Below are 5,567 nucleotides of genomic sequence, written 5' to 3'. Positions count from 1 at the left end.
GCTTGGGGAGTAGTCCCTAAGAGTGCTTGCCTTGTAGGTGTAGTCGGACTAGACATGAAGCTGTAAGACCAAAATTAGCTTTGCTAGTAGAGGCAGGATTCAGCCCAAGAATCTCCGCACTTTTAGGGCGGAGAGTGTCAACTAACGGCCAAGGAGAGATTCAGGTTATCGAAAATTTGGGTTGAAAACCCCGCCCCTTTTAGGGCGGCTTTGTGTTAGAATCTTACTGGTCTAAAAAACCCCCCTATCATAGATACGACCGAATAAATATGCTAGGTTGAAATGCCTGCAACGGGTTGACGATGAGTAAGGGGAAGCTGACGGCCGCTGGGAACTCCATGCTAGAGGCAAAACATACCTTGTGTCGGTATGTATAAACCCAAATTAAATTAGTCGCCGGAGGGCATTCGGAGACTTTAAATGGACGTGGAGAAAGTGTCAGACTTAAGCAATTAAGCGTTTTTCGCTATCTGCGTCAACCCCATTCGGCGACTACCCTAAAAAAGTAGCGTGGTGAGGAATCAGCGTCCGTTTACGGCGGTGAGGATGTCAAAATAGAGAATGCTGTCTTTACTAGGTTAAATCTTTTTCGAGAAACCCCATGGCAAAAAAATCGATGGTAGAACGCGAGAAAAAACGCGCTCGTCTCAGACAAAAATACGAAGCTAAACGGATGGAACTAAAAGAACAATTCCGTACCGCCGAAGATTTTGAAGAAAAACTGGCAATTCACCAAAAATTACAGGAATTACCCCGCAATAGCGCCCCCAGTCGTCACCGCAACCGTTGTTTAACGACCGGCAGACCGAGAGGATACTATCGCGATTTTGGTTTATCCCGCAACGTTTTACGCGAATGGGCCCACCAAGGTCTTTTACCCGGTGTGGTCAAGTCTAGCTGGTAGTCAGAAACAATATCTAGGGAAAATACCGTGATAGAGGCGTGCTTTTTGCGTCTCTATTACTGTTTTTAAGCAATTTTAGCGATAAAAAAACCCTCGATCGAGCGATCGAGAGTTAACCATGAACAGAAAATTTACCTAGACTACAGTAGCAGCTTTACGGGCAGCGGCGGCCTCATCGGGATGAATACCGAGACGGGTGAGATTGAGACGACCTTTACTATCGATCTCCCGTACCTTGACTAACACCTCATCCCCCACGGCCACTTCATCCTCCACCTTACCGACGCGTCCCTCGGCCAATTGGGAAATATGGATCATTCCCTCTTTTCCTGGCAAAACTTCCACAAAAGCACCGATTTGGATAATGCGAGTCACGCGACCGAGATAAACCTCACCCTCATTGAGTTTGCGGGTCATATTGTAGATCAGTCGTTTAGCTTTTTCGGCCTGTTCCCCATCGGTGGAGGAAATAGTGACAGTACCATCGTCATCGATATCGATTTTCGTGCCGGTCTGTTCAGTAATCCCTTTAACCGTCTTACCACCCGGCCCGATTACTAACCCGATCAGATCTGGATCGATCTTGATCGTCAATAACCGGGGTGCGTGGGGAGATAATTCCGTGCGCGGTTTTTCTAGGGTCGCTAACATCTTCTCTAGGATATGTTTGCGGGCCGGTAAAGCTTGTTCGATCGCCTTGGCCACCACTTCCATGCTTAAACCGGGGATTTTCATATCCATCTGGAGAGCGGTGATGCCAGAATCCGTGCCAGCCACCTTAAAGTCCATATCTCCCAGAAAATCCTCGATACCCTGGATATCGGTCAAAATCCGCACTTCTTCCCCTTCTTTAATTAAACCCATGGCCGCACCGCTAACGGGTTTTTTCAGGGGAACACCGGCATCCATCAGCGCCAGGGTAGAACCGCACACGGAACCCATGGAGGTGGAACCATTAGAAGAGAGGACTTCCGACACTACCCGCAGCACATAGGGAAATTCCTCTTGGGGGGGAAGGACAGGTACGATCGCCCTTTCCGCTAAAGCACCGTGACCAATTTCTCGACGGCCGGGAGAACGCATGGGACGGGTTTCACCTACGGAAAAGGGGGGGAAATTGTAGTGATGCAGATAGCGTTTTTCGTCTTCGGGATGGAGATCGTCGCCCAAATCCTGAGCATCACCGGGGGTGCCAAGGGTGGCGATCGAAAGCACTTGGGTTAAACCGCGATTAAACAGACCGCTACCGTGAACCCGACGGGGTAAAACTCCCACCCGGCAAGAAATCGGGCGTACTTCGTCCAGTTGGCGACCATCAACCCGCACCCCATCCTCAATAATTTGGGCGCGCATCAGTTTTTTGGTCAGATCCTTAAAGAGATTACCGATTAACTTCGGTTCTTCCAGCGTTGGAGCTTTTAAGGTATCTTCATCGGGGAGAGCGGTTATAGTTTCCTTGAGCCGATTTTCGATCGCCGCTAATTTCTCATCCCGTTCGGTTTTGCTGAGGGTAAACTGACAGAGAATCTGTTTAATTTCCTCTTTAGCTTGTTCTTTTAGGAAATTCTGCACGGTTTCGTTTACTGCCGGCGCTTCTCGGGTGACGAGGGGAATACCCAACTGATCGATCAATTCCCGTTGAGCGCTGATCAGGTCGCGCACTGCTTCATAACCAAAATCGATCGCCTCAATAATATCCCGTTCCGGTAACTGATTGGCTCCCGCTTCGATCATCACCACCCCTTCGGGACTACCGGCCACCACTAGATCCAATTCTCCGTTATGGATTTCCTTGTAGGTGGGATTGATGATAAATTCATCCCCTAGTAAACCGACGCGCACCGCTGCCATCGGACCTTGGAAGGGAATCCCCGCCAGCATAACTGCCACGGAAGCCCCGGTAACGGCCAAAACATCCGGGGGGACTTCCTCGTCCATTGAGAGGGTCGTAGCGACCACTTGGATATCATCCCGCAGCCAACTGGGGAATAGAGGCCGCAGGGGGCGATCGATCAAACGACCGGTCAGAATCGCTTTTTCCGGGGGACGACCTTCACGACGCAAAAATCCTCCCGGGATGCGCCCAGCGGCGTATAATCTTTCTTCGTAGTCAACGGTCAAGGGCAGGAAATCTACTCCTTCTCTGGCTTTGGCTGTGGTTGCTGTCACTAAAACCGCCGTTTCTCCCGATTGGATCAGAACACTACCGCCAGCTTGGGGGGCTAAAAGCCCTATTTTTAGTCGAATATCCCTGCCATCAAAGGATATTGACTTGTCAAACTCTTCCATGTAAAGTTATATTCCTTTCTTTCACTTTTCTCTGTGCTGTGGCAATCCTAGCATTTTTTGTCCCCCTTTCTGCCAGGTTTAGTATTCAGTGATCAGTTATCAGTGATCAGTTATCAGTGATCAGAGTTGAGTTTTCAGTTCGCTGATTACTCTTTACCGTTTACCGATCACAGCAAAAAAGCTCCCCATCTCCCCGCTCCCCGCTCCCCCGCAACGCGCACGAAGTGGTCTCCCAACTACCCAACTACCCCACTACCCCACTGATAACTGGTTACTGCTCACTGATAACTGAAAATACTCCCCACTACCCCACTGATAACTGGTTACTGCTCACTGATAACTGAAAATACTCCCCATACCCCACTTCCCTGCTTTTAAACAGAATTTAAGATTACTTGCTCAAACCGGCCAAAAAATGATAGTTTTAGATATAGGAATAATCTGGTTAAGAAAAAAATGTCTTCCCTTGCCGCTTGCTGGCCCAAAAATATTTCTAAGTATTAGCAGAACTGACTGACTGTCAGCAGTTGAGCGGGATTTTTCCTAGCTCGAAGAACTCCGGACAAAGAAAATTAAGACAATTAAAAGGATTGCGTCTCTATTATCTGTCAGACGCTTCTAATCCAGTGAATTTGCGGGTTATCTTCAAATTAACCCCGTTTAACCCTATTTGTGGCTATCGATTATGGCTGAAAGTTATTTACTAGACAAACTGCAATCTGTAGAACAGACCTACAAAGAATTAACCCGTCGTCTAGCGGATCCCGATGTCACCGGTAATCCGGGTGAATTGCATCGTCTGGCCAAATCCCGCGCTTCCCTAGAGGAAACGGTCAACACCTACGAAATTTGGCAAAAAAGTCAAGAGGATTTAATCGGTGCGAAACAAATCTTCAAAGAATCCGCCAGTGATCCCGAATTACGGGAAATGGCCGCCCTAGAAGTGGCAGAATTGGAGGAAAAAATCGCCACTTTGGAAGACCAATTAACAATTCTGCTGCTGCCCCGGGATCCCCTCGATGAAAAGAATATCATGCTAGAAATTCGCGCTGGGACCGGAGGTGATGAGGCCAGTATTTGGGCGGGGGATTTAGTGCGTTTGTACTCAAAATATGCCGAAACTCAAAACTGGAAAGTTAGCCTTTTGAGTGAATCTCCGGCGGATATGGGAGGATTTAAAGAGGCAATTTTAGAGATTAAAGGCGATAACGTCTATAGTAAGCTGAAATTTGAGGCGGGAGTCCATCGGGTGCAGCGGGTTCCTCTGACGGAAGCGAGTGGTCGCGTCCACACTTCCACCGCTACCGTGGCAATTATGCCAGAAGTGGACGATGTGGAAGTGCATATCGATCCCAAGGATATTGAGTTAACCACGGCTAGATCCGGGGGCGCAGGCGGTCAAAATGTCAATAAAGTGGAAACTGCGGTCGATTTAATCCATAAACCCACGGGAATCAGGGTTTTTTGCACCGAAGAGCGATCGCAATTGCAAAACCGGGAACGGGCCATGCAGATTCTCCGGGCGAAACTGTACGATATGAAGTTACAGGAACAACAGGAAGCGGTCAGTTCCATGCGACGCTCTCAGGTGGGAACCGGTTCGCGATCGGAAAAAATTCGCACCTATAACTATAAGGATAATCGTCTCACCGATCATCGCTTAAATCAGAATTTTTCCCTCGATCGCATTTTAGACGGCGATATCGAAGAGGTGCTCCAATCCTGTATCGCCAAGGATCAACAGGAAAAACTGGCAGAATTAGCCGCTGCCCAAGAGACAGCCTAATCAGGACACTCCGAGACTCCGAGACTCCGAGATTATTTTTATTTATCCCCCCCGCTCCCTTCTCCCCAACCCGCAACAGCCAAACCCCTTGCTACTTTTTGGCTTTAGACCTCTCGCATAATTAATTTTTGAGGAGTCAAAAACGGCAAAAATAAGGATTAAATGTCCTAAAATCTGTGAATAGACCATTTAATTGCTTATTATTCATTCTTAATTCTCCTGACTACTGACGACCGGCTCCTAACCCTAACAACAATTTTGGCGTTGTCAGATAAAGAGATGAGAAGGCAAAATAGATAGAAACTCAATGAAGGAAAAAAACGATGAAATGTCCAGAATGTAAAAGTGACCACATCAATAAAAATGGTCATCGTGGTCAAAAACAAAACTATATATGTGTAAACTGTGGTCGTCAGTTCACAGTTCACAGTTCACAGTTCACAGTTCTCAGTTCATCGATAGCTATGAAACCAAGAGCTATAGCGATGATGTGAAGCGCACCTGTCTGAAAATGTATGTAAATGGCCTGGGATTTCGAGGCATTGAGAGAGTAACGGGAGTCTCACGAACAACCATTATGGATTGGGT

4 protein-coding genes and 1 pseudogene are annotated in these 5,567 nt (G+C 47.7%); 4 read left to right on the top strand and 1 reads right to left on the bottom strand.

Features of this window, described 5'->3' with window-relative positions; all coding sequences use genetic code 11:
• Positions 1-601: 601 nt before the first annotated feature.
• Positions 602-904, top strand: coding sequence for a 30S ribosomal protein S14 (gene rpsN / locus IM479_RS17095; RefSeq protein ID WP_287685195.1), 303 nt, complete (start codon positions 602-604; stop codon positions 902-904).
• Positions 905-1,039: 135 nt separating this feature from the next.
• Here the strand turns inward: rpsN and IM479_RS17090 are convergent, their stop codons facing one another.
• Complete coding sequence (locus tag IM479_RS17090) at positions 1,040-3,193, bottom strand: polyribonucleotide nucleotidyltransferase (RefSeq protein ID WP_287685194.1); 2,154 nt, start codon at positions 3,191-3,193, stop codon at positions 1,040-1,042.
• A gap of 527 nt (positions 3,194-3,720) precedes the next feature.
• On the opposite strand from IM479_RS17090, the gene IM479_RS22785 reads away from it, so the two are divergent.
• From IM479_RS22785 to IM479_RS17080, 3 genes and pseudogenes are all read left to right on the top strand, one after another.
• A complete protein-coding gene (locus IM479_RS22785; protein WP_353737507.1) occupies positions 3,721-3,900 on the top strand; it encodes a hypothetical protein in 180 nt (59 codons plus the stop codon).
• Positions 3,879-4,979, top strand: coding sequence for a peptide chain release factor 1 (gene prfA, locus IM479_RS17085; RefSeq protein ID WP_286826573.1), 1,101 nt, complete (start codon positions 3,879-3,881; stop codon positions 4,977-4,979). Before IM479_RS22785 ends, prfA begins: the two co-directional genes overlap by 22 nt.
• Positions 4,980-5,302: 323 nt before the next feature.
• Positions 5,303-5,567: pseudogene (locus IM479_RS17080) on the top strand (IS1/IS1595 family N-terminal zinc-binding domain-containing protein); the annotation flags it as partial.

It is taken from the genome of Microcystis sp. M165S2 (assembly GCF_020245885.1).
Classification (GTDB): Bacteria; Cyanobacteriota; Cyanobacteriia; order Cyanobacteriales; family Microcystaceae; genus Microcystis.
The sequence above is the reverse complement of the archived record's forward strand: the minus strand, read 5'-3'. Positions and strand labels throughout refer to the sequence as shown.